The organism is uncultured Campylobacter sp. (assembly GCF_938039245.1).
Classification (GTDB): Bacteria; Campylobacterota; Campylobacteria; order Campylobacterales; family Campylobacteraceae; genus Campylobacter_A.
Window position 1 is genome coordinate 13,750 of record NZ_CALHVN010000003.1, and the last position, 22,540, is coordinate 36,289.

The 22,540-nt window shown below is 46.9% G+C and carries 23 protein-coding genes; 16 read left to right on the forward strand and 7 right to left on the reverse strand.

Features of this window, described 5'->3' with window-relative positions; translation table 11 throughout:
* Positions 1-474: 474 nt before the first annotated feature.
* A complete protein-coding gene (locus Q0218_RS00975) occupies positions 475-912 on the reverse strand; it encodes a DNA starvation/stationary phase protection protein (protein WP_297965433.1) in 438 nt (145 codons plus the stop codon).
* A 495-nt stretch (positions 913-1,407) separates the two neighbouring features.
* On the opposite strand from Q0218_RS00975, the gene Q0218_RS00980 reads away from it, so the two are divergent.
* The 4 genes from Q0218_RS00980 (at position 1,408) to Q0218_RS00995 (ending at position 4,986) form a co-directional block, all read left to right on the forward strand.
* Positions 1,408-1,998: a hypothetical protein gene (locus tag Q0218_RS00980; protein WP_297965435.1), complete on the forward strand. Its 591-nt coding sequence runs from the start codon at positions 1,408-1,410 to the stop codon at positions 1,996-1,998.
* Entirely contained in the window at positions 1,995-2,684 is a 690-nt protein-coding gene (locus tag Q0218_RS00985; protein WP_297965437.1) for a tetratricopeptide repeat protein, read from the forward strand. Before Q0218_RS00980 ends, Q0218_RS00985 begins: the two co-directional genes overlap by 4 nt.
* A 499-nt stretch (positions 2,685-3,183) precedes the next feature.
* Positions 3,184-3,714 (forward strand): hypothetical protein, encoded by a 531-nt coding sequence (locus Q0218_RS00990; RefSeq protein ID WP_297965438.1) that lies wholly within the window; start codon positions 3,184-3,186, stop codon positions 3,712-3,714.
* Positions 3,715-4,032: 318 nt separating this feature from the next.
* Complete coding sequence (locus Q0218_RS00995) at positions 4,033-4,986, forward strand: DUF4299 family protein (protein WP_297965440.1); 954 nt, start codon at positions 4,033-4,035, stop codon at positions 4,984-4,986.
* Between the two features lie 533 nt (positions 4,987-5,519).
* Here the strand turns inward: Q0218_RS00995 and Q0218_RS01000 are convergent.
* The 4 genes from Q0218_RS01000 to Q0218_RS01015 form a co-directional block, all read right to left on the reverse strand.
* Complete coding sequence (locus Q0218_RS01000) at positions 5,520-6,251, reverse strand: hypothetical protein (RefSeq protein ID WP_297965442.1); 732 nt, start codon at positions 6,249-6,251, stop codon at positions 5,520-5,522.
* A 15-nt stretch (positions 6,252-6,266) separates the two neighbouring features.
* Positions 6,267-7,136 carry a signal peptide peptidase SppA gene (sppA, locus tag Q0218_RS01005; RefSeq protein ID WP_297965444.1) on the reverse strand — a complete coding sequence of 290 codons (870 nt, stop codon included), beginning with the start codon at positions 7,134-7,136 and terminating at the stop codon, positions 6,267-6,269.
* A gap of 379 nt (positions 7,137-7,515) precedes the next feature.
* Positions 7,516-8,976 (reverse strand): hypothetical protein, encoded by a 1,461-nt coding sequence (locus Q0218_RS01010; protein WP_297965445.1) that lies wholly within the window; start codon positions 8,974-8,976, stop codon positions 7,516-7,518.
* A gap of 61 nt (positions 8,977-9,037) precedes the next feature.
* Positions 9,038-10,267, reverse strand: coding sequence for a metal-dependent hydrolase (locus Q0218_RS01015; protein ID WP_297965447.1), 1,230 nt, complete (start codon positions 10,265-10,267; stop codon positions 9,038-9,040).
* 90 nt (positions 10,268-10,357) lie between these two features.
* Between Q0218_RS01015 and aroQ the strand changes: the two genes are divergently transcribed.
* The 10 genes from aroQ to Q0218_RS01065 all read left to right on the forward strand — a co-directional run bounded on the left by aroQ (position 10,358) and on the right by Q0218_RS01065 (position 18,983).
* Complete coding sequence (gene aroQ / locus Q0218_RS01020) at positions 10,358-10,846, forward strand: type II 3-dehydroquinate dehydratase (protein ID WP_295143131.1); 489 nt, start codon at positions 10,358-10,360, stop codon at positions 10,844-10,846.
* Between the two features lie 13 nt (positions 10,847-10,859).
* Entirely contained in the window at positions 10,860-11,885 is a 1,026-nt protein-coding gene (locus tag Q0218_RS01025) for a M24 family metallopeptidase (RefSeq protein WP_297965449.1), read from the forward strand.
* Positions 11,882-12,385: a 2-amino-4-hydroxy-6-hydroxymethyldihydropteridine diphosphokinase gene (folK, locus tag Q0218_RS01030; RefSeq protein WP_297965451.1), complete on the forward strand. Its 504-nt coding sequence runs from the start codon at positions 11,882-11,884 to the stop codon at positions 12,383-12,385. The genes Q0218_RS01025 and folK overlap by 4 nt, the downstream gene beginning before the upstream one ends.
* Before the next feature lie 389 nt (positions 12,386-12,774).
* Complete coding sequence (flhF, locus tag Q0218_RS01035) at positions 12,775-14,157, forward strand: flagellar biosynthesis protein FlhF (RefSeq protein WP_297965453.1); 1,383 nt, start codon at positions 12,775-12,777, stop codon at positions 14,155-14,157.
* On the forward strand, positions 14,154-15,020 hold the full coding sequence (locus tag Q0218_RS01040) for a P-loop NTPase (protein WP_297965455.1): 867 nt from the start codon (positions 14,154-14,156) through the stop codon (positions 15,018-15,020). Before flhF ends, Q0218_RS01040 begins: the two co-directional genes overlap by 4 nt.
* A gap of 16 nt (positions 15,021-15,036) precedes the next feature.
* A complete protein-coding gene (locus tag Q0218_RS01045) occupies positions 15,037-15,384 on the forward strand; it encodes a hypothetical protein (RefSeq protein ID WP_295143146.1) in 348 nt (115 codons plus the stop codon).
* On the forward strand, positions 15,368-16,063 hold the full coding sequence (locus tag Q0218_RS01050; protein WP_297965457.1) for an RNA polymerase sigma factor FliA: 696 nt from the start codon (positions 15,368-15,370) through the stop codon (positions 16,061-16,063). The genes Q0218_RS01045 and Q0218_RS01050 overlap by 17 nt, the downstream gene beginning before the upstream one ends.
* Positions 16,063-17,163: a flagellar motor switch protein FliM gene (gene fliM / locus Q0218_RS01055; protein WP_295143153.1), complete on the forward strand. Its 1,101-nt coding sequence runs from the start codon at positions 16,063-16,065 to the stop codon at positions 17,161-17,163. Before Q0218_RS01050 ends, fliM begins: the two co-directional genes overlap by 1 nt.
* Positions 17,156-17,995, forward strand: a complete 840-nt coding sequence (gene fliY / locus Q0218_RS01060; protein ID WP_297965459.1) for a flagellar motor switch protein FliY — start codon at positions 17,156-17,158, stop codon at positions 17,993-17,995. Before fliM ends, fliY begins: the two co-directional genes overlap by 8 nt.
* Positions 17,996-18,386: 391 nt before the next feature.
* A complete protein-coding gene (locus Q0218_RS01065) occupies positions 18,387-18,983 on the forward strand; it encodes a TIGR00730 family Rossman fold protein (RefSeq protein WP_297965461.1) in 597 nt (198 codons plus the stop codon).
* A gap of 17 nt (positions 18,984-19,000) precedes the next feature.
* Here the strand turns inward: Q0218_RS01065 and Q0218_RS01070 are convergent, their stop codons facing one another.
* Both Q0218_RS01070 and Q0218_RS01075 read right to left on the reverse strand, forming a co-directional pair.
* Positions 19,001-19,144 (reverse strand): hypothetical protein, encoded by a 144-nt coding sequence (locus tag Q0218_RS01070; protein ID WP_297965463.1) that lies wholly within the window; start codon positions 19,142-19,144, stop codon positions 19,001-19,003.
* 125 nt (positions 19,145-19,269) lie between these two features.
* The gene (locus Q0218_RS01075; RefSeq protein ID WP_297965465.1) at positions 19,270-19,461 is read right to left on the reverse strand and encodes a hypothetical protein; all 192 of its coding nucleotides are present in this window, start codon (positions 19,459-19,461) and stop codon (positions 19,270-19,272) included.
* A gap of 273 nt (positions 19,462-19,734) precedes the next feature.
* On the opposite strand from Q0218_RS01075, the gene mnmA reads away from it, so the two are divergent.
* Both mnmA and yedE read left to right on the forward strand, forming a co-directional pair.
* The gene (gene mnmA / locus Q0218_RS01080) at positions 19,735-20,751 is read left to right on the forward strand and encodes a tRNA 2-thiouridine(34) synthase MnmA (RefSeq protein ID WP_297965467.1); all 1,017 of its coding nucleotides are present in this window, start codon (positions 19,735-19,737) and stop codon (positions 20,749-20,751) included.
* A gap of 659 nt (positions 20,752-21,410) precedes the next feature.
* Positions 21,411-22,478: a YedE family putative selenium transporter gene (yedE, locus tag Q0218_RS01085; RefSeq protein WP_297965469.1), complete on the forward strand. Its 1,068-nt coding sequence runs from the start codon at positions 21,411-21,413 to the stop codon at positions 22,476-22,478.
* The last annotated feature ends 62 nt before the right edge of the window (positions 22,479-22,540 follow it).

A 22,540-nucleotide genomic window follows, 5' to 3' on the forward strand; every position in this document is an offset into this window, starting at 1 on the left:
CAAATCATAAAAATTGTAGCCAAATTTACTATCGTGGCGGTAAAATATCCAAATTTATCTTCTTTGTCTTTATGGCGGTAGCAAAAGGTATCGACGGCGCGAGTGTCGTTACATAAATAAAATTTGAGCTGCGCCCCCCGCTTTACTACCGCTAGTACGCGTATAGCCGATGAAATATATCAAAGACATAAAGTAAGTCGGCGAAAATTTAAGGGGGGATAAAAATTACTACGGCATAAATATAAATCAAATCAATAAACTACTCGAGCAAACTCCATATTTCTTAATGCGGTAACGACGCGTTTTTATGAGTAAATTTAGTACCTCGTTCCAAGTCTAAATTTAACCTGCTTAAAAAGATACGGTTTGCTAAATTTAACTAAATCAAGGCGCGAATTACATTTGCGAGACAAAAAGGCGTAAAGAGAGAGGGGGGTATAACTGCGAGTAGGGAGGGGGCTTTCGCCCCGCAAATTATGCCAAAGTAGCTTTTAGCATCCAGATAGCTTTTTCGTATTTGGCGATTTGATCTTGCGCCATATTTACGGTCGTGCTGTCTTTTGCTTCCTCAGCGACTTCTTCTAGCTTTTTAAATTCGCCCAGCAAGTGCTCATACTCGGCCAAAACGCCTTTTAAAACCTCGGTTGGAGTGTAGCTATCTTTGTTATCTGTTTTTGGATGAGCTAGCTTGTTTAGCTCTTCTATTTTGGTGATAGCTCTACCGCCTAGTTGTATAGCGCGCTCAGCGACATCGTCGAATATCTCCGCCATATCTTCATAAGCTTTTTCGGTGTATTCGTGAACGCTAAAGAACTGAATGCCTTTTACATACCAGTGATAGTCGTGAAATTTAACGAATAACGCATGAGCGTCGGCCTGAATCTGATTTAATTGAGTAACAACTTTTGACATTTCGTCTCCTTTGATGTGATTTATGAGTGGAATTATAGCACAAAAATCTTAAAGAAAAATATATTAGCTAATAAAAATTATCATCTGATATTTTTTAAGATCATAGCTATATTTTAAAAGTGTTGATTTAAGGGTCCAAGCCTTAGCGTAGCAAACGATTTCCCGTAATATAAAATTTGATTTGCGTAATTTGGACAATATTGGGCGCAAAAGCCTGCGACGTGATACGATTTGCGTAGCCTCTTGCCTTAAAACGCCCTAAAGGCCGCAAGTCGGAACTAAAACGTAAATTTAAAATACGACTGAAATTTGCTTTTAGGGTTTGATTTTAGCTAAAGGCGCTTTTAGCGGGAAATTTATGCTTCGTAGTATTTTGTTTGCCGTAAAACTCGCTCGCATTTGCCGCAAATTTTATCCGTAGCGCCCAAATTGCTACGCCTTAAATTTCTAACGTTTTTCGCTATAATCACGCGTTAAAATTTAAAAAGGATACGAATGAAAAAGTTTTTATTTGCCGCCGTTATGCTTTTTAACGCGGCGTTTGCGACTGACTTGCAAAGCGAAAATTTAGCTAGCCTAAAAGCTCAGTGCCAAAGCGGCGATGCGGCAAAATGCGCGGTTTTGGGCGATGCGTATTATGAAGAATACATCGCTTCGGGCAACGAAGAGGCGCGCAAGCTATCAGCCGCAGCTTTTAAAGAGGCGTGCGATAAAGGAGACGGCGAAGGCTGCGCGGGACTAGGGCTTTCTTATATCGACGAGGGCGACGCGGCCGCGAGCGAAAAGCTACTCGAAAAAACCTGCGATGAGCTAAAAACCGCTACCGCGTGCTACAATCTCGGCTTTTTTAAAATCGACGGACACGGGGGCTTTAAACAAGACGTAAAAGGGGCGATGAAATACTACGAAAAGGCTTGCGACCTTGGCTACGCGGTCGGTTGCGAAGAGCTAGGCGGCATCTACAACGTAGGCGAAGCGGACGTAAAAGCGGATGAAAATCAGGCTCTAAAATACTACGAAAAATCATGCGCCTTAGGTGGTAAAGACGGTTGCGATGCGGTAAAACTGATAAAAGGCGGTAAATGAAAATCTTATTATTTGCGCTACTTGCGGCGATAAATTTATTCGCTAGCGAGCCTAGCCTTTCGCCATTGCTGGCCGCAGATACGCTAGAAAAGCTCAAAAAATGCAAAAATCCCGACCTAAACGCTACCAAAGAGTGCGTACAGGCGGGTATGGTAGCGGCGAACTTAAAGCAAGACTACGGCGCGGCGGAGGGGCTATTTAGCCTAGCCTGCGCCAAAGGAGACGGCGAGGGCTGCTTTTATCTGGGCGAACTTTATAAAAACAACCTAGTAAAAGCCGCGGATAAGAGCGAGCGCGAGACCAAGATTAGCGCGTATTACAAGGCTAGCTGCGTCCTTTACGAGTATTTGCCCGGTTGCTTGGCGCTAGCTAATTTCATGCAAGAAGAGCTAGGCGACGAGGTGCAGTCGTTTGCGATAAACAATACTCTATGCAACAAAAAATACGCTCCCGGATGCTACAACGTGGGCTGGATGATAGAGCGAACGGGAGGCGATATAGGCGAGATGATGGAGTATTACGAGCGCTCGTGTAAGCTAGGCTACACAGGCGGCTGCGAGAGGGCGGCGTGGCTGTATGAGGGAAATTTCAACGAAAACAGATACGAACAAGTAAAAAAAGACGCGAAAAAGGCAAAGCAAATGCGAAAAAAGGCGTGCGAGCTAGGCAATAAGCAAAGCTGCTAGGCGGCGCGTCTTGCCCCTTGCTTAGATTTTTTGCTTGCGGCTAAGAGTCTGCGACGCTAAATTTTGCCTTACCTTGCAAAATTTAGCAAAGCGATTTAGATTTCGCGTCGCCTTTGGTTTTATTTCGCCGCAGCAATAGAACTAGCCCACGACCGCAAGCTAATTTCTTAGTTCTTGCCGAAATACGGCTTTGCTACCGTAAGCGCGGCACGGCAAGCGCGCGGCGGAGTAAAAGCGGTTTTATACGGCGGCTTGCGTAGAGGGCGTATTTGAAAAAGCGCAAATTTTAACTCCGTAAGCAAAGGCCTTATTTGCGCCAAATTTACGTTGTTTGCACCGCGCATTGCAGCTTTTGATGAGAGGCGGCCGAAGCCCGGCGAGCAAACTTGCGTTGCGGAGTTTGATAAATTATGCTAGGCGGCAGTCTCTTGCCGCAAATTTTGTGCTAAAATTTATCCGAATTTAGCGCAAAAGTAACGAATAAATTTAAAGGAGAAAAATGAAAAAATTATGTTCCGCATTTGCAGCCTCGCTGATAGCAGGCGCGGTAGCCTCGGCGCAAGACGCCGCACCATACGAGCTAGATTTAACGACCACCACCACATCGACGGTCTACGGAGACTACTGGGACCGCCGTATAGGCTCGCACGATACGAGATTTTTGATATTTAGGGCGCTAGAAGACGGCGTGGAGCTTTGGGGTATGGAGATAAACAGGGGCAGATGCTCTGCGCGGTGGAACGATTTTATAGGCTTGGGATATGATGCGAAAGCGACGATCCGCGTGGGTAAAAGGGACGAAAATTTCGTGGATATAGAGCAGAAGACGCCAAACAAGGACGATCCCGAGGATTTTGACTGGAAGTCGGTTCAAAAAATACCTCTAAAAGACGTGCGAGCGCGGCTGGGTAAGGGTTTTGAGCTAAATTTTAGCGAAGAGATCAAATTTACTCTAGATGAGGAATGCGGCAAGATAATCGAGGTCAAAGTCGATACGAATCTGGGAAGCTGGGTCACTAGATTTAACTAAATTTAGGCGTTTTAACGCAAGCAAACGCCGCAAAACGCGCGCAAAAGCTTTGCCTAAATTTAGTCGTTTGCTTAAATCTTCACGCCAAATTTCCATCGCGCCCAAACGGGCGCTAAATTTACCCGCGTCGCAAACTTTACGCGCCTAAATTCCCGCCGTTTTTGCAAATTTGCCGTCTGATTTGGCTCCGCTTTTCATCCGCTTAATTTATCAAATCAAAACCCGCGCCTTGCTCTTAAATTTAACCCTAAATCGCGCCGAATTTTGCTTCCCCTTTTTTCCCGCATCTGCTATAATCGCGGTTTAAAAGGAGAAACGATGAGCGTAGAGTTTAGCGTCAAAAATAAAAAGCGGCCGCTATTTTTGGGATATTTTAGCGTAATGAGCGTAGGCAAGACTACGGAGCTGATACCTGATTTGGCGGTGTTTGGCATAGACGAGAATGCCGAAAATTTTGATAAAGAGGCGTTTTTAGGCTCGCTTTTAGGCGAATGCGAGGGCATAGTTTTAGGCATTTGGGGCAAGAGCGGGCGGGGATTTGAGCTTAGCTACGACGGCGAAGAGGAAAGCTACAAAGTGCGCGTAAATACGCCCGCGACGGTATTTGACTGGGTTTTGGCTATCTCGTATCTGCAAATTTTATCGCAAAGACTAGGAAGCGACATCAAGGGCGAGGACGGAAAAATTTATACGCGAGAAACGATAGAAAAATTTGACTACGAGCGCGATATAAACTCGGGTTTGCGGGCGATAAAAGGGCATTTAGAGGGCGGCGCGACCGTAAATCACTGCTACGGCGTCGTTAGGCCTTTTGCCCTAAATCGCGCGATCATAGACGAAATTTTAGCCGCGCAAAGCCCCGCAAAGGAGTTTAGCGAGCGCCTAACCGAGGTGCAATACCTTGACGCTTACGGCGCAAACCAGCGCTTTTACCGTGCAAACGGCGAAGGCGATATCATCGGCTCGTACGCGCTTACGCAGGGCGTGCCGACTATTTTGCCTTACGAGCCTTTCGTGGAGTGGCAAAATTTGGACTTGGTTAAGCCAAAAGACGTCGCGCGCTGGGAAATTACGCTAGTAGGCGGCGAAGGATGCGACGACGGCAACGAGAGCGATGAGGACGACGAGGCCTCCCGCTACCGCGTGCTAGCCGAGCTAGACTACTCAGAGTTTATCTCGCGTTTGCCGCGCGAGAGTTACCGCTTTATCGATGCTAGCTATATTTTTGTGGAGGGGCTGGGTTACGAGCGATTAAGGGCGCTGGCGGAGTAAATTTTAAAACTCGGCCTGCGCGCTGGAGGCTAGCGCCGCAAATTTAGTCGCCGATTTGTTGCAAGCGCTACGCTTTATTTGCCGTAATCTATCTCGCAAATAAGACCGAGCCGTTAGCTAGATTTACTAGCCGTGCGACTTTGCCGGTAGGCTGCGCCGCGTTTATTTTGATTGCCGCTTTGCGCCTTAGAAAACGATAAATTTTCATCGCCTTAAAGCGTCGATAAAATCAGGTCGCGTCGAAACGGATGCCTTAAATTTGCAGTTTAAAACCAGCGATAGCGCGATTTTATGTTTTAAATTTGCGGCAAATTTTATCGTTTCGCGGCTTTTGCGTTTGAAATCGGTATTTTAAATTTGCGTTTTTATCGGCGCAAAGGGCGCGGTTAAATTTATCAGCATTTAAAAAGTGCGGCGTAGTCGCTTAAATTTATTAACGTCCTAAAATCCAAAAACGAATCGTATTTTGCGCCGAGCTCATCTCTTAAAACGGCGCGCGGGAGGGAAGGATAAAAGCGATTTAGGCTAAGGCGTTATTTCATCTTCGGACGAAACGAACGCTTTACGTCAAAGCCTTTGCTAGCGATTTTTACCTCGTTTGGCACCGCGCCTACGGGAGCCTCTGCGTCTTTTTTCGCGGATAAAAACTCTACCAAGCTTTGCCAGACGAAATCGGCGTCCAGATAAAGCCCCATCGCGCTAATCTGCGGATTTATCGCTACGAAGTCGGTAGTTTGCGTCCTTTTAAAAAGCACGATTGGCGCGCTTAAATTTTCCTTCTCGCTAGCCCTATCGGCGCTGCTAAGAGCCGCCGGATCGCTTGCTCTAAGCGCGGCAAAGCGTAAAATATCGCTCTCAAACCGCGAGGCGATATAAGCGCAAAATCCGTCTTTAAACGCCAAAATATCGCCGTTAAAATACATCTCCTCTCGCTCGTTTTCTGCAAGGTCGAAATCGGTGTAAATTTTGCCCTCGGCGGCGAAAATATGAACCAAGTTTTTGCCGATAAAAATCACGGAGTGAAGCAGTCTAGGCAAACCCTCGCCCGCATAAAAATCAGTGCTAAGCTTGCCGTCCCTGCCTACGCGCACTTTGTAGCGCGAACCAGCGTTTTCTAAAAACGGCTTATCGGCCTCGCTAAGCCTCCATAGCTCATCTGCGCCGACTGGAGTCGAGTTTCTACGGTCATAGACTAGCGTCTCGTCAAGGCCGTATTTTGATACCATAAAGTCGTAGTTGTCTTTAAATTTCGAGATTATTTTCATGGCATGCCTTTAAATTTACCTCGCCTTAGCCTCAAAAAACGCCGAGATCAGCGAGTTTGCGCCTTGATTTATAAATTTTTGCATCGCTTTTTCGTAGACGGACGGCTTTGCCCAGACGGGCTCGGCTACGCCGCTTAGCTTTTCTAGCTCGGCGCGCGCGGAATAATAATCGCTCACCTCGTCGATGAGCCCTAGTTTTGCGGCATCGCCGGCGAGAAATACCCGCGCGTTGGCCCACTCTTTGCTTTTGTTTGCATCCAGATTTCTATCGGCCGCCACGTCGCTTACGAACATCTCGTAGCTGGCGTTTACGAGCTCTTGCAGCTGTTCGCGCTCGATCTTGCTCCACTGGCGCAGAAACGTCCCCGCCTCTTTATACTCGCCCGCTTTTACGACTTGCTGCGAGACGCCGATTTTAGCAGCTAGCTCGCTGGCGTCCGCGCCTTGCATTATCACGCCGATCGATCCGATAAATGCGCCAGGATTTGCCAAAATCTTGTTTGCGCCCGCACCCGCGTAGTAGCTACCGCTCGTCATCGACCCGCCCGCATACGCGACCACTGGCTTTGCGGCGCGTAGATTTTTGACCGCGAGGTGCAGCTCGACGCTAGGCGCCAGTGCGCCGCCGGGGCTATCGATATAAAGCAGCACGCCCTTGATGTCGCCGTTCTTGCGTGCGGCCTCGATCTTTTCTAGCGCCTCGCCCGCGTCCATGATCGCGCCTGAGAGATTGATCTGGGTTAGGTTGGGCGGATTTACGTTTTCGCCCTTGCCGCTAAAAAATATCAAAAAGACGATGAGTAAAAACAGCATCGCCTTAAAATAGGTGTTTATAAACCTAAAAATCGCCGCGATCGGCGAGAAAATAAACCTTAAAAATCCCATTTTTTTCCTTTAATACATTTAAAATCGGGGCGCATTTTACCATTTAAATTTATAAATTTAGCTAGCGCGCGTTTTACGGCAAATTTTTTGTCGGTTTTAGATGGCATTTGGGCGGAGATTTGAGGGCGCGAATTTGCAGATTAAAAGCGAGGAATTTTCGTGCCGAATTTGAAAAAAGGCGGTTAAATTCGGCGCTTTGGTTTTTGCGGACTTGAAATTTTTAATCAAATTTGGCGGCAAAATCTATCTTTAAAACCCAAATCCTAAAGCTTGAGTTTGCTAAATTTAAGGCCTAGGCATTAAGGTCGGTTTAACTAGTCGCTTAAATTTAGCTTGCAGCTTTAGCCTTTGCGGGCTTAGTTTTCAAAGCAAGCGAAAATCAAAACTCTGCGTTTGTTTCCCAGATTTTTTCTCGGTCTTTTTCGCTTACCGAGGCTAGCTCGCAAAGCTTGCAAAACGCCTCCCAGACCTCCTCGCGCTCCATGGTGTCGATGCCCCGCCCCGCGCCTACCGCGTTAAAAACGGTGATAAATTCTTTTAAAACTTTAGCCCGCGCCGCCGCGCTATCTGCGCTAGCTGTATCAAATTTACCCGTTCTCGCCGCCTTTTTGCTCGCCGTTTCCAGCTCTTTTTTAAGCGCGCTTAGCATTTTGTGCGCGCTTTCGTAGGCTTTCATCGCCTTTTTGGACGCCGCCGCGCTTACGCCATCTCTGCCGTCCCAGCCGCGTAGCGGATTGTTTAAATTCGCCTCTAGCCACTGATCGCTCCGAGGCTGTTTGATTTCAATGTCCTCTATGTCTTTAAACTGCCTTTTTGCCGCCTCGCAGACCGTTTTTGGAACCGACCGGAGCCAAAGGCGCTTTAGGTGTGGCAGCTGTGCCCTGGCCGGAAAGCTATCAAATCCGTAAACGTCTCTTAGCCGGACGGTTTGGAGTCGTTTTAGCTTAGCAAGCGCATCGATATTTTTTAGCATGCCGCCCTGCGCGTTTATGAAAATTTCGCGTAAATTCGGAAAACTCGCCGCAACATCCGCTAGATCTACATACTCGCCGCGCTGTGAAAATATCCGTAGTTCGCGCAGTTTTTCAAGCCCGCTAACGCAAAATCCGCCGCCCTTTAGCTCTAGCTGGATGCCTAAAAGTTCGCCTTCAAAGGGGCAGCGCACGCTTTTTAGCCGCGAGGCATCGCCCTTTAGCGTGAGCCTATACAGCGAGTCGTTTAGCAAAATTTCCTGCGTGCCGCTAGTATCTAGGGTTAGTTCTTGTAAGTACGTGCGCGAGATATCTAGGCTTTTTGCGGCGCAGCTTAGCTTTATATTCGTTATCATCGGCGTTGATTCTAAAAAATCTTTTAAATTTTCATCCCAAATTTCGCTTTTTATCTCGTAGCAAAACGGATTTTGCCGCGCAAACTCGGCATAAAATTCGCGGTCTTGCGGTTGCCTTATTTCAAGCTTTTGCTTGTGCGCGGACTTAAATTTATCCCTGATATCCTTCGGTAGCTCGTTCCACGCAAGCTGCATGCAAATTTGCTCCGTATTTTGCGGGCTTGCTTGCTGGGGCGGCTTGCAAATGGGCGCGGCGTTGCCGATAAAAACGGGCTCGGCGTCCGAAATTTCATCCGTACTTAGATAAAATTCCTCGCGCTCCCAAAAGTGATGATCGAAGTAAAACGGCTTTAGCTTTGCCGCTTCTTTTAGGCCGGGCGGCTCTTTCGTAAATGAGTCTAAAACGACCGCGAAACGTCCCGCCCCATCGTTGCCGCTAAGAATCTGCGCGACGAAATAAACGCCCTTTCTTTTTAATCTTACGGCAAAGATATCGCCGATTTTAGTTTCCATTTTTCTCCTTTAAATTTACTTTGCGGCGCGTCTTTAGCCTGGCGGCTAGTTTAAATCGCTACTAAATTTGCTTTAAATTTACCTCCGCACCGCCGACAAATAGCCGCTCGCAGCCTTTGGCGTGTAAAATGAGCATGAGCGGTAGCTGCGCCGCGCCAGCGTCTGCAAAACCGCCGTAGAGAGTTAGGTCGGCTAGCTTGCCCGTTTTTATCTCGCCTGCGCCTAAATTTAGCGCCTTTGCCGCGTTTTTTGTCGATGCTAGTAGTAAGATTTTAGCAAGATCTAGCGGATCAAAATCCGCGTGAATGAGCAAATTTGCCCGTAGCTCGTCAAGGAAATTTAGGCTCATATTTGAGCTAAGCCCGTCCGTGCCGATGTTTATGTTTGCTCCCGCGTCCAGAGCGGCACGTAAATTTAGCGTGCGTTTGCTAAGCAGCCTGTTTGAAACCGCGCAGTGCGTGAGGCTGTGAAGCTCCGGGTCAAAGCTCGAAAAATCATCCGTCCAAACGCAGTGCGTAAAGAGCGTGCGAATGCCAGCAAACATCGCTACAAACGAGCTTGGCGTATAAAGCGGGCGCGCGGCTGGGTTAAATTTGCCCAGCCACTCTTTAAAGCCGCCCGAGCCGCCTTCTAGCCAGTTTTTTTCGTGCCGGCTCTCCATAAAATGCGTCGAGACGACCAGCTCCCGCTCGCGGGCTAAATTTAGCGCCGCAGCGGCTAAATCAGGGTGCGTGGAGTAGGGCGAATGCACCGAAACCGCGGGCGTAAAAAGCGGGCTTTTGCGCTCTAGCGACGCTTCAAAGCGGGCGGTGAAATTTGCCAAATTTTGCTCCAGTGCGGCTTCATTCGTGCCTAAAATTTCGTTAAAAAACACGACTCTGCCGCCGCAGTTCGCGCACGCATCTAAATCTCCGCCGAAGCTCGACACCGCTCCGAAGCTCGCCACTCCGCTACGCTGCATGGTTTTTATCGCAGAGGCGATGAGGTCATCGTTTGCCGCCTGCGAGAGCGCGCCGCGAGAGGCGATAACGGAGTTAAGCCACTCTAAAAAATCGCCGTAAACGAGGCTGGTTTTGTTCGCGCTAAACTCCAGATGTATGTGTGGATTGATAAAAGCCGGCGCCAAAACGGCGTCAGGATACTCGAAAAACTGCGCGTTAGGGTATCTTTTGCGCAGCTCCTCGGCCTCGCCCACGGCCTTGATACGCTCATCAAAGGCGACCGCCGCGTCCTCTAAAAGTGTAAAATTTTCGTCGCACAGCATTGTAAATTTCGGTTTAACGATGATCATTTTAAGCTCCTATTTTTCGTGATTGTAGCGAAAATTTAGCTTAAAAAATGTATAATCAAGGCTAAATTTAAATCTTTTAAAAGGCTAAAAATGGAAACAAAATCTAAACTAATGGTCATCCAAGGCCCGAATATCAACATGCTAGGCACGCGCGAGACCGATGTCTACGGCTCGATGAAGATGGAGGATATCCACGGGCAGATGAAGCTTTTTGCCGAGCAAAACGATATAGAGATCGAGTTTTTTCAGAGCAATTTCGAGGGCGAGCTGGTGGATAAGATCCAAGAGTGCTTCGGCGAATTTGACGGCATCATCATAAATCCAGCCGCCTACACGCACACATCTATCGCGATCCGCGACGCTATCGCAGCCGTCGGACTTCCGGTCATCGAGGTGCATATCAGCAACATCCATCGCCGCGAAGAATTCCGCCAAAAAAGCCTCATAGCGCCGGTAACCGCGGGACAAATCGTTGGCTTTGGGCCTGTGGGCTACCACCTGGCCATGATCGCGATGCTGCAAATTTTCGAGCAGATAAAAGCCATGAAAGCCGCAAGAGCGGGCGAAAAAGCGGAGTAAAACGAGGCAAAATTTGAAAAATTTTATCCTAAAGGACGAAAACGCCGTATTTTACGAGTGCGGATACAGCTGCGACAACGCGATATTTTTGAGCCTTGCGGGGCGCAAATTTTTCCTCACCGATGCGCGTTATAGCATCGAGGCGCGCGAGCTTTGCAAAGATACCGAAGTGATCGAGGTCGAGCGAAATTTGATAAAAGACGCGCGGCTGTTTTTGCGAAAGGCGGGCGCTCGTGAGCTTAGCTACAACCCGTACGATTTTAGCGCGGGCGAGTGGGAAGCGCTAAGTAAGGGGCTTGGGATAAGATTTAAGGCGCGGGCGAATTTTTCGCAAATTTCGCGCATAGTAAAATCAGAAGACGAGATAAAAATTTTAAAGCAAGCGGCGCAGCTAGGTGCGGAAAGATTTGACGAATTTGCTGCGTTCGTGCGCGCTAACGGCGAAGGGATGAGCGAAGAGGAGCTGTTTTTTAACGCCGAGCTCATCTTTAAGAAAAAGGGCGAACTCGGGCTTAGCTTTTCGCCTATCGTCGCGATCAACGAAAACGCCGCCAAGGCGCACGCTCTGCCTAGTAAAAAGCGGCTGAGAGAGGGCGACTTGCTCCTGCTTGACGCGGGGGTTAAATTTAATCGCTATTGCTCCGATAGGACACGCACGGCGTGCTTTGACGAAAATTTTAACTTTGGCAAAGAGCAAAATTTTAAAAATGCCAAACGGCAAGAAATTTACGAGATCGTAAAAGAGGCGCAAGCTCTGGCGATCGCGGCGGTTATGCCTGGCAAAAAAGCGCGCGAGATCGATGCGGCGGCTAGGGATTTTATCGCTGCTCAGGGCCTTGGCGAAGCGTTTTTTCACAGCACCGGACACGGTGTGGGAGTCGATATCCACGAGCTTCCCTTTATCTCAAAGCGCGGAGATACCGTGCTAAAAGAGGGCATGGTCTTTAGCGTGGAGCCTGGGATTTACTTACCCGGCGAGTTTGGCGTGCGCATCGAGGACGTCGTGGTCGTGCGCGAAAACGGGGCTGAAATTTTATGAGAGTAGCGGGGGCAAGGCGCTTTAGCAAACGCCTCTTTTTCCCGAAGGTTTTTGATTTTAAACCGGGCTTTAAAAATAGCGTTATTTTGGGGCTCGGCGGCAATATCGGCGACGTGAAAAAGCGTTTTAATCGGCTGCATTTTAAACTCAGCCGAGATAGCAGGTTTCACGTCGTCGAAAACTCGGCGCTCCTCATAAACGAGGCGTTTGGGTTTAAGGAGCAGGCTGATTTCACAAACGCCGTAACGCTTGTGCAAACGAGCCTTGCCGCGAGGCAAATTTTAAAAATAACGGCAAATTTGGAGAGGCGTTTGGGGCGCGTGCGAAGCTTTAAAAACGCGCCTAGAACGCTTGATATAGATATTTTGTATTTTAGCGGACGAAACAGAAACGACGCGCGGCTTAGATTGCCCCATACCGGCGCGCAAAGCAGAGCTAGCGTGATTTTGCCGCTTGGGACGATGAAGCGCGTTTATGCTTGCGGAATTAGAATTTGCTAAATTCGGGATTTTAATCTTTACGTTTGCGGGCCCTGTTTTGAGCGAATTTATAAACTAAGCGAGATTTGGCCGCCCTTTTTAGCGATAAAAATAAATCGGCGAATTTTCGTTTAAATTTTTATCGGCAAAATAGCGGCGACGTCAAATACGAGCTAAGTTAAGTTTAGCTGCAAAGCATGAAAACAGGCGAAACCTCGGAACGAAAACTGCTTGTGCGTAGGCGTTAAAATTTAGGGTTTTGAGGTTTAGCGAATTATAAGTTAGGTTTGGCTTTGCGGATAAATTTAAAAAAGCTAATAAGTGTAAAGTAAAGCCGCGAAAGCTAAGATGAAATTAGTCCGAAAAAGGCGGCTCGGACGATAAAACGTAACTGGGACGAAGGAGAGAAATTGGCGACTAAATTTTACACGTTTACCGGCGAGAGCAGTATGGAGGCTCTCAAAAAGGCGCAAGACGAGTGCGGCGAAAGAGCGATTTTGGTAACCACAAAGCAAATTCAGCCAAAGACGATAAACAAAAAGCCGCTTTACGAAATTTTAGTAAGCGTCGAAGAAGACCCTGCGGCAGAACCTAAAAAACGCCAGTCTCAAAAACAAAATTTAAAGGCCTACGAGGAGTTTTTGGATGCGCAAAAACCGCCCAAAAAAGCGCAAAAAGTAGCCTCCGGCGAAGAGTTTTTTTTGTCGCAAACTCCGCCTGCGGCTAAACCGGTTAGTATCCAGCCCGCTAAGATAGAGCCTAGCGACACTCCTCAAAGCGGCGAAGATATACTACTAAATATATCAAGAGCGGCCAAAGAAATAAGCCAAATCGCAAACCTAGACTCGCCGCCCGCGCGCCAGGAGCAAAACTACGACAAAAAAATAGACGAAGTCTCTAAGCAAGTAAGCGCGCTAAGCGAAAAGATAAATTTGATCGCAAATATGTTTTGGGAGGAGAAAACCGCAGCTAGAAACCATATCGCCATACCGCCTGAGTTTGCCGAGATTTATAAAGAAGCTAAAAATAGCGGGATGAAGGACGAGCATCTAGAGCAGATAATGAAAATAACCGTAGAAAACGTCCCGCCTCAGATGAAGGCCAGTCCGACTGCGGTAAAAAGGTATTTTAGCTCGCTGCTACGAAAGATGCTGCCTTGCAGGAGCGACGAATTTGACGGTAAACAAAAGATAATGATGCTAGTAGGCCCGACCGGAGTGGGTAAAACTACGACGCTAGCAAAGCTTGCCGCGCGTTTTGCCTACGGCGAGGGCAAGAGGGCAAAAACCGGCATAATAACGCTTGATACGTATCGTATCGGGGCGGTCGAGCAGCTGTTTCAATACGCTAAAATGATGAAGCTGCCGATACTTGACGTTATAGAGGCCGATGATTTTAAAAATGCGCTAAAGCAGCTAAATCACTGCGACGTGATCTTGATAGACACCACCGGCAGCTCGCAATACGATAAGGAAAAGCTGGCTAGACTAGAGACTTTTTTAAAGCGTAGCGACGCGGAAATAGACGTAAATTTAGTGCTTTCGGCCGGATCTAAGGTCGAGGATTTGCTAGAGGTTTATAATAGCTTTAGCTTCCTTGACGTGGATACTTTTATTTTTACCAAATTTGACGAAACGAAGATTTTCGGTAACGTATTTTCGCTAGTTTACGAAACGGGTAAGCCCGTTAGCTTTTTGTGCCTAGGTCAAGAGGTGCCCGACGATATAATGGCCGCTAGGAGTGAATTTTTGGTCGATTGCGTATTGCAGGGCTTTAATAAGGACAAAAAATGAATAACCAAGCCCAAAAGCTACAAGATATGGTGAGCGCCCGAACTAGGGCTAAAAATACTAAATTTATAGCCGTAACGAGCGGAAAGGGCGGGGTGGGTAAAAGCACGATAAGCGCAAATTTAGGCAACGTCCTAGCTAAAAGCGGCTACAAGGTCGCGCTTTTTGACGCAGATATCGGCCTGGCTAACCTTGACGTTATCTTAAACGTGCGCGCGGGTAAAAATTTGTTGCACGTATTAAAAGGCGAGTGTTACCTAAAAGATATTTTGATCGAGATAAAGCCGAATTTAACGCTTATTCCTGGCGAAAACGGCGCAGATATACTTAAATTTAACAATCAATTTTTATACGAACGGTTTTTTGACGAGTCGCGCAGTCTGGACGAGCTTGACTTCGTAATCATAGATACGGGAGCCGGTATCGGCAAAAATAACGACTTTTTCCTAGAAGCCGCCGATGAGATAATAGTAGTTACGATGCCAGATCCCGCAGCTATAACCGATGCTTACGCCGTGATTAAAATGACGGCTAAGCAAAAAGACGATTTTTTAATGGTTTTTAATATGGTAAGAAACGAAAAAGAGGCTGCTAGAATTTTCGAGCATATAAGAAAGGTAGCGCAAGCAAATATCAAAGATGCTCCGAGGCTCGAATTTTTAGGCTACATCAGCGAGGATAAGGACGTATCTAGGAGTATAAAATACCGCACGCTTTTTACCGACGATAACGAGACGGGTCCTGCTAGCGAGCAGATGAAACAGATAGCATCAAGGCTTCTTAAAAAATTGGAACAAAAAGTGCTTGATACGGGTACGATAAGCAGTTTTAGCGCGTTTTCTAGGCGTTTGCTGGAACAAATTTAAATTTTAGGATTTGATTTTGAGAGCTGAAAATTTTATAGCGTTTTTTACGGTTTGCGGATTTTTTGCCGGCGTGGTTTTCTCGGCGCTAAAGCTTAACGAGCCTTTGGAGATGATTATGTATACTTTCGCTATCACGCTTTTTTTTCATCTTTTGATCCATATCATTATCATAAACTATGTCGATATCACGCTTAAAAAGCCTTTTGATAAGGACGAATACGAAAAGCGCTCCGATTATCTAGTCTCGGAGCTCGGGCTTAGAGAAAAGCGTATGGATACTATTTTGGGTCAGCTTGGCAGCGAACGCGTCCTAATAAAGCAGACCTTGGGTAGGGGCGACGAAAGCAATGCAAAAGCAGCCTAATCCCTACGCTCAAACGATAAAAAAAGAACAAGACGATATCGTACTAGCTTATACGCCGGCGCTTAGAGCTATGGCGTTTAGATTAAAGGAGCGACTGCCGGCTCATATCGACGTTAGCGATCTAATGGGAGCCGGGCTTGAGGAGATGGTTAGGCTATCTCGTAAATACGACAAAGAGCGAAACGACTCGTTTTGGGGATATGCGCAAAAACGAGTTTACGGCGCTATGCTTGATTTTTTACGCGGGCTTGACGTGGTTAGTCGCGCAGATCGTACTTTGGTTAAAAATATCGACGCATTGGTAAACGAATACTTTAATAAATTCGAGCGCGAGCCCGAGGACGAGTATCTAGCCGCTATGCTTGAAGAAAGCGTGGAAAAGATAAGAGAGGCTAGGAACGTAAGCGCCGTCGTCGGCGTGCTTAGCATCGACGATCAGATGGAGCTTATGAGCGAGGAAAATACGTTTGAGAGAGTTGAGAGAGAAGATCTGATAGAAAAGATAACTCAAATTTTAAACGAGTTCGAGGAGCGCGACCAGCTCATCGTTCAGCTTTATTATTATGAGGAGCTGAGTCTAAAAGAGATCGGCGAGATCTTGCAGATATCAGAGGGGCGCATCTCTCAGATACATAAGCGTTTAATGGAAAAAATAAGAAAGAAACTCGAAGGTAAATAATGGCGGATATTTTAAGTCAAGAAGAGATCGACGCACTACTCGAAGTCGTAGACGACGAGGAGGCGAGCGAGTCTATAGGCGAAGGCGGCAAAGAAGAACAGCGTCAAGTAATAATCTATGATTTCAAGCGCCCAAATCGCGTCAGTAAAGAGCAACTACGCGCGATAAAGGGCATTCACGACAAGCTAGCGCGAAATTTAGCCTCTCAAATCTCAAGCGTTATGCGTAGCATCGTAGAAATTCGTCTGCACAGCGTAGATCAGATGACTTACGGCGAGTTTTTGATGAGTTTGCCAAGTCCTACTAGCTTTAACGTTTTTTCTATCAAGCCGCTTGACGGCAACTGCGTTTTGGAAATAAACCCAAGCATCGCATTTCCTATGATAGATCGCTTGCTAGGCGGCAACGGCGAGGGCTTTGAGACTAGCAGGGAGCTAACCGATATAGAGATAAATTTACTCGATGCGATCCTAAGGATGATAATGCAACGCCTAAAGGAAAGCTGGGCTACGGTGACTGATATGTATCCAAATGTAGAGGCGAAAGAAAGCAGTCCAAACGTCGTGCAAATCGTCAGCCAAAACGAGATCGTGATAATGGTCGTGATGGAGATCATAGTCGGTAACTCAAGCGGTATGATAAATATCTGCTATCCGGTTATCTACCTAGAGCCGATTTTAAGCCGCCTAGCCAACCGCGATATAATGCTAGGCGAAACGAGTGCGAAAAAGAGCAGAAACAAAGAGCTAAAAACACTAATCGGACGCGCAGAGGTGTTATACGAGGCTATACTAGGCGAAAGCATCGTGAGCGTGAATGAATTTTTAAATTTAAAAGAGGGCGATATATTGCGCCTTGACCGCTCCGCAAACGATAAAGCTATCGTCACGATAGATAAAAAAGAGGTATTTTTAGCCGAGGTCGGACTGCATAGATTTAGAAAATCTATCCGCATAGAAGAGCTCATCAGAAGCGATAAAGATGAGATCAAAAATATCTTGGAAAAATACGAAGAAGAGCGTAAGGCTAAGCTCATGAGCTACGACCAAGACGACGAAAACGAAGAAAATATACTAGACGAGGACGAACGAGATGAATGAATTTTTTAAAATTTTCGCAAACGAGATAAAAGCTACGATCGAAGGACTGACCGGCAAGACGCCCGGAGTGGGCGAGAGAAACGAATACGACGCCCCGGGGCAAGAGGGTATCAAGCCTCCTCTAGCCGTGGCTAACGTTAGCGTAAGCGGCGACATAAACGCAAAGATAATGTTAGCGGTTACGCCCGTGCTAGTAAGCGCGGTAAGCGAGTGGATGCTCGGCGAGGAGGAGATATCTCGCAACGAAAATTTAAGCGAAGATGAGCTAGATGCGGCAAAAGAGGTGTTCTCAAATATCCTGGGCGCGTTTTCTACGAGTCTTGGCGCGCAAAAAGGCATGCCAAAGCTCAGTTTTGAAATCGCAAAAGTAAATTTTCTCGACGAAAATGCGATTTTAGACCTTAGCGCGTATGAAAAGGTATATATCTATCCGGTTAAAATCGCCGATTTAGACGAGCAAATCGCGATGATAGCGGACTTTTCGTTCGTTAAATTTTTTAGCAAAGACCAAAAAGAAGCGGCCGCCGCCTCTCCTTCTCACACGCCAAAAAGCGAGCTAAGTGCGGACGAGATGCGAAATATCGGTCTGATTATGGACGTTCGTTTGCCTATTCGCGTGCGTATCGGCTCAAAAAAGATGTTGCTAAAAGACGTATTAACGATGGATATAGGCTCGGTCATCGAGCTAAATCAGCTAGCAAACGACCCGCTTGAAATTTTAATCAGCGACAAAGTCATAGCTCTTGGGGAAGTGGTCATCGTAGACGGCAACTTCGGTATCCAGATCACTCAAATCGGTACTAAAAAAGAGCGCTTAGAGCAGCTGCGTTAGGGTTAAATTTGAGCAGTTTTTCTAAAGGCGTTTAAAATCAAGCCGCGGCCTAGCCGAATTTAGAGCAAAATCGCGGCATAGGCTGAATTTACAAGCGAGCCTATTTTTAGAAACCTGAGAATAAATTTACGCGCTAAAAACCAAGGCGGCGGTTTTGCGGGTTTTGGCGGATTTTGCGCCGTTTGATACCAAAACCTTTGGTAAATTCGGCTAAATTTAAACCGTCTTAGTGATTTTACAAATTTAAAATGTACTTAAATTTATCTCAAATTTAATCGCGCGTCATCTATTTTTAAATCCGTTTTAGCTATCATCGCTTTTATGCTTGCGCGGTAAATTCGGTAGCGGTTTACGGCTTTAGCGCGTAAATTTAAACTAAAAAAGAGAGACGATGGATGAAATCTTAAACGATCTGGCTAAATTTAGGGATTTTATGACATACAAAAACCCGAGCGTTACGTTTTTCGGCTCGGCTAGATTTGACGAAAATAGCAAATACTGCAAAATGGCTTTTAGCCTCGCAAAAGAGCTTGCTGACGGCGGTTTTGCCGTGATTAGCGGCGGAGGACCCGGCGTGATGGAGGCGGTGAACAAGGGCGCGTACGAGAGCGGCAAAAGTCCGTCCGTGGGGCTAAATATCGTGCTTCCGTTTGAGCAAGTGACGAACAAATACGCCACGACGAGCTTTATTTTTTCCAACCTATCCGCGCGCAAATTCGCTCTTATCGAGCGCTCGAGCGCGTTTTTGGTGTTTCCGGGCGGTTTTGGGACGCTTGACGAGCTATTTGAGATCCTGGTACTCGCGCAAATCGGCGCTAAAAAAGCTAAAATTTTTCTCATCGGTAGAGAGTTTTGGAGCAAGCTTGACGATTTCATCAAAACCACGCTTATACGCGAAAAAGCCGTCAGCAAGGAGGATTTGTCGCTTTATACGATCAGCGACGATTTGGACGCCGTAAGGGATGAAATTTTGGGGATATTAAACTAAATTAGCGTGCTAAAATTTTACGAAATTTGAGGATTTGGCGATGCCTGACGGGATGCGAGAAGGGCTGCTATTGCGCTTTTTGTCTCGTTTTTACCTTGATTTGCGGCTATGTCGCTCCCAAATTTGACGCCGCGCGTGTCCATGACGATTTTAACTGCCACTATTTTTGCCGCAACGACGGCGCGTGCGGTACGCGAAAATTTAAAACTCTAAAATACCGCAAGGCTTGAGGGTTAGTTAAATTCGGTCAGTGAATCTGCCGGTTGCATTTATCTAGCGCGCGGCGTTAAATTTTGATTTTTGTAAATTTGTTCGCGCGGTTTGGTTTGTGTTTTTGAGCGGATTTGTTGGTATGCTTGTCTTTTGCGTCAAATTCTGTAAATTTGACCGCGTCACTGTCTTTTGCAAATTCTGCATTAACGCCTAGGCGGATAAAATCTAGAGCCGAGCAAGACGCGAAAGCCAAATGCCCTGCCATCCTTGGCTCGCAAATTTATAGCGTATTAAGCTATTTTTTATATAATCGCGTCAAATTTATACGAAATTGTCTTATTGTGGGGCTAAGGCGAGATTTGTAAATTTAAAAGCTAAATTTAAAATACAAAACTTTAGGGTGCGGTATTTTTAGATGATTTTTGCGGTTGTGCGGTAAATTTTCGGCGTAGATAGAACATATAGTTCATCGAGCCGAAAATTTACAAACTCCGTAAAAAGCACTAAAAAGACAAGCCCTCGCAATAGGAAAGAAAAAATGAAAATTTTAATGGCCATGAGCGGCGGCGTCGACTCCACCATGAGCGCCAAAATGCTGCTAGAAGCGGGTCACGAGGTCGTGGGCTGCTATATGAAACTACACAAAAAGCCCGGATATCATGAAAAAAATATCGATAAAGTCGCCCGCGCGTGCGGGTATCTGGGCATCCCTTATCACGTGCTTGATTTGCAAGAGCAGTTTGACAGATACGTCTATACGCCGTTTGTTAGCTCCTACAAAGAGGGCAAGACACCAAATCCCTGCGCGCTTTGCAACCACTTTATAAAATTCGGCGAGCTGCTAAAATTTGCCAAAAGTATCGGCTGCGAAAAGCTCGCTACCGGCCACTATATCCGCGTGCAAGACGGCTTTATCAGAGTTGCCGCCGATCCTAGCAAAGACCAGAGCTACTTCGTAGCGCAGGTGCCAAAAGAGATAATCGCCGATATGATTTTCCCGCTCGGGGATAAATTTAAAAAAGATATAAAAGAACTGGCAAAATCTCTGCCGAACTTTCGCGAATACGGCGAGCAGGCCGAGAGCAGCGAGATTTGCTTCGTCGAGGACACATATATTGAGGTGCTAAACAAGCACTACGAGACGGATCTGCCCGGCGACGTGGTCGATAGCTCTGGGCGCGTGATCGGGCGACACAACGGCTACATGCGCTACACGATCGGCAAGAGGCGCGGATTTGAGGTATTTGGGGCGCACGAGCCGCATTTCGTGCTCGCTATCGACGCGGCAAATAACCGCATCGTCGTGGGCAGCAAAGAGGAGCTTGAGCGCGGTAAGATAGCGGTAAATAGCCTAAATTTATTCATAGACGAGAGCGAGTTTGACTGCGACGTGAAGGTTCGCTACCGCAGCATCGGGCTAAATGCGCACGTAAAAGTGCTGGGTGGCGGCACGGCCGAGGTCGAGCTAAAACAGAGCGCGTTTGGCGTGGCTAGCGGTCAGCTCGCGGTATTTTATAGAGGCGAGCTAGTTATCGGCAGCGGATTTATCCTATAAACGATACGTAAACCGACTAGTTTATGCAAGAGCGGGTATAAATTTGGTTTTTGCGCGCTTTTGCAAATTTGGCCGCTAAATTTAATCAGACCCCATTTGCTTATAAAATATCCGCGAGTCAGGGTAAATTTTGCGTCCTTAAAAAACCGTCGTCGCAATTTGGGTAACGTAAGTCGTAAAAATAAAAAGGCAGGCATCTTTGCTTTGCCTATTTGCGGCTTTTGCGAGATTGTCAGATTGTAAATGTCCGCGGCAGCAGAGGTACGTGGCTACGCAGACATTAAAACAAGCTCATTTTGCTACAAAAAGCTAGAAAAATAAATCGTCGTCGGCAAATCGTTTTTAATCCTAACGGCAAATTTCTTTGTTAAATCTGATATTTAAAATTTAGTTATAATTATTTATCAAGGTAATCTTGCGGCTATAAATTTAGCGGTTTATTATCTTAAAAGCTTCCTTGGATATAAATTTGGCAGCGCTGCCTTTTGATTAATTTTTATCAAATTTAAATCTATATGCGTGCATCTTATGATCTAGGATTTTAAAAATTTCGCCAAATTTGATTAAATCCTTGCTAAGTTTTATTAATTCTTTATTTTAAGATAAGTAAAATACGACTTAAGAAATCGGGTCGATTTTACCTTTTTAAAGGATACTTCATGAATTTTTCAAATTCAAAATGGTTTATCGTTTCAGGTGCGGCGCTCGGCGCTTTAGGCGCGCTACTTGTGTATTTTGGCAACCCCGGCAACATGGGCGTTTGCGCGGCTTGCTTTTTACGCGATACGGCGGGAGCTCTGGGCTTTCATCGCGCAGGAGTCGTGCAGTACGTGCGCCCGGAGATCATCGGGCTTATTTTGGGCGGCTTTTTGTCTAGCGTGCTTTGGACGAAGGAGTTTAGCGCGACCACGGGCTCATCACCTTTTGTGCGCTTTTTTCTCGGATTTTTCGCGATGATCGGCTGCCTCGTGTTTTTGGGCTGCCCGTGGAGGGCGTTTTTGCGTTTGGGCGGCGGCGATATGACGGCGATTGCGGGAGTCGTCGGTATTTTTGCGGGCGTGTGCGCGGGCGTATTTTTCAAAAAGCTCGGCTACGGCCTCACGCACGAGACTAAAACTCAGGCCGCGATAGGCGTTTTGCCGACGGTTATGGGTATTTTGCTGCTTGCCGCGCTTGCGTTTGGACTAAAGCTCGGCGAAAACGGCGCGCTTTTTAGCTCCGCAAAAGGCCCGGGCTCCATGCACGCTCCGATCCTGATCTCGCTTGGTTTTAGCGTCGCCCTGGGCGCGCTAATGCACAAAAGCAAATTTTGCAGCGTCGGGGCGTTTGGCAGGCTTTTCAAAAAGGATTTTTCAATGTTTACGGGGATCATCAGCATCGTGGTCTTTGCCAGCATCGTAAATTTAGCTCTCGGGCAGTATAAATTCGGCTTTGAAGGCCAGCCTATCGCGCACAACGACGTGCTTTGGAACTTCCTTAGCATGACGCTAGCAGGGCTTTGCTTTAGCCTCGGCGAAGGCTGCCCGGGCAAGCATCTCGTGCAAATGGGCACTGGCAATCTAAGCTCGGTAATCTTCGTCATCGGTATGGCAGCAGGCGCGGCCGTAGCGCATAACTTCTTGCTCGCCAGCTCGCCAAGCGGCATAACGGCGGCGGCTCCGTGGGCGGTGGCGATAGGGTTTGTTTTTGCGGTTTATGTGGGATTTTTTCACAAAAAATCCGCTTGATTCCCCATAAACGACGGATTTTAGAGTAATTTTTTCTATACCCGCTTTGGTTACGGACGACG

Bases quoted from the DNA above. Each gene is read 5' to 3' on its own strand.
- Q0218_RS00975 (WP_297965433.1), bottom strand. From the start codon at position 912: ATGTCAAAAGTTGTTACTCAATTAAATCAGATTCAGGCCGACGCTCAT.
- Q0218_RS00980 (WP_297965435.1), top strand. From the start codon at position 1,408: ATGAAAAAGTTTTTATTTGCCGCCGTTATGCTTTTTAACGCGGCGTTT.
- Q0218_RS00985 (WP_297965437.1), top strand. From the start codon at position 1,995: ATGAAAATCTTATTATTTGCGCTACTTGCGGCGATAAATTTATTCGCT.
- Q0218_RS00990 (WP_297965438.1), top strand. From the start codon at position 3,184: ATGAAAAAATTATGTTCCGCATTTGCAGCCTCGCTGATAGCAGGCGCG.
- Q0218_RS00995 (WP_297965440.1), top strand. From the start codon at position 4,033: ATGAGCGTAGAGTTTAGCGTCAAAAATAAAAAGCGGCCGCTATTTTTG.
- Q0218_RS01000 (WP_297965442.1), bottom strand. From the start codon at position 6,251: ATGAAAATAATCTCGAAATTTAAAGACAACTACGACTTTATGGTATCA.
- sppA (WP_297965444.1), bottom strand. From the start codon at position 7,136: ATGGGATTTTTAAGGTTTATTTTCTCGCCGATCGCGGCGATTTTTAGG.
- Q0218_RS01010 (WP_297965445.1), bottom strand. From the start codon at position 8,976: ATGGAAACTAAAATCGGCGATATCTTTGCCGTAAGATTAAAAAGAAAG.
- Q0218_RS01015 (WP_297965447.1), bottom strand. From the start codon at position 10,267: ATGATCATCGTTAAACCGAAATTTACAATGCTGTGCGACGAAAATTTT.
- aroQ (WP_295143131.1), top strand. From the start codon at position 10,358: ATGGAAACAAAATCTAAACTAATGGTCATCCAAGGCCCGAATATCAAC.
- folK (WP_297965451.1), top strand. From the start codon at position 11,882: ATGAGAGTAGCGGGGGCAAGGCGCTTTAGCAAACGCCTCTTTTTCCCG.
- Q0218_RS01040 (WP_297965455.1), top strand. From the start codon at position 14,154: ATGAATAACCAAGCCCAAAAGCTACAAGATATGGTGAGCGCCCGAACT.
- Q0218_RS01050 (WP_297965457.1), top strand. From the start codon at position 15,368: ATGCAAAAGCAGCCTAATCCCTACGCTCAAACGATAAAAAAAGAACAA.
- fliM (WP_295143153.1), top strand. From the start codon at position 16,063: ATGGCGGATATTTTAAGTCAAGAAGAGATCGACGCACTACTCGAAGTC.
- fliY (WP_297965459.1), top strand. From the start codon at position 17,156: ATGAATGAATTTTTTAAAATTTTCGCAAACGAGATAAAAGCTACGATC.
- Q0218_RS01065 (WP_297965461.1), top strand. From the start codon at position 18,387: ATGGATGAAATCTTAAACGATCTGGCTAAATTTAGGGATTTTATGACA.
- Q0218_RS01075 (WP_297965465.1), bottom strand. From the start codon at position 19,461: ATGGCAGGGCATTTGGCTTTCGCGTCTTGCTCGGCTCTAGATTTTATC.
- mnmA (WP_297965467.1), top strand. From the start codon at position 19,735: ATGAAAATTTTAATGGCCATGAGCGGCGGCGTCGACTCCACCATGAGC.
- yedE (WP_297965469.1), top strand. From the start codon at position 21,411: ATGAATTTTTCAAATTCAAAATGGTTTATCGTTTCAGGTGCGGCGCTC.